The organism is uncultured Sulfitobacter sp., from assembly GCF_947497275.1.
Lineage (GTDB): Bacteria > Pseudomonadota > Alphaproteobacteria > Rhodobacterales > Rhodobacteraceae > Sulfitobacter.
In genome coordinates this window covers 1-327 of the sequence record NZ_CANMFS010000053.1, presented here as the reverse complement: position 1 = coordinate 327, position 327 = coordinate 1, and the positions used below count along the sequence as shown (strand labels likewise).

Genomic DNA, 327 nt, shown 5'->3' with positions numbered 1-327 from the left:
TGGGGATCGAGGGTCTGCCTTGCATCCTTCGGGATCGGTCGCGTCCTTCGCCTGACAGCTCGCCCCCGCCCGCCCAAGGGGCTTTCGCGGCATATCCTTGTCGCTGCGCTCCTGCGGTATTCCACGGTCCCCTTGTGCGTTCGGTTTCGAGCCGTCCTGCTTGTCCTTGCGCGACCGACCCGAAGGCTGACGAGGAAGTCAGACCCGGCCCCGGTGCGCTCCGGTCAGGAAGCTGACACCGCTGCGCGGTGACGGTGATTTTCTGGCCCCCTTCGGGGGCCGTGCGCTCCCTCGCCTCTGGCATCAAAGGAAGTCCGAAGGGGGTGC

General features: G+C 67.0%; 1 protein-coding gene. It reads right to left on the bottom strand.

Annotation, left to right across the window (positions count from 1 at the left end; all coding sequences use genetic code 11):
* Nucleotides 1–304: hypothetical protein (locus tag Q1A06_RS20955; RefSeq protein WP_299568052.1), on the bottom strand; the 304-nt coding region annotated here is incomplete at its 3' end.
* Between the last annotated feature and the right edge of the window lie 23 nt (nucleotides 305–327).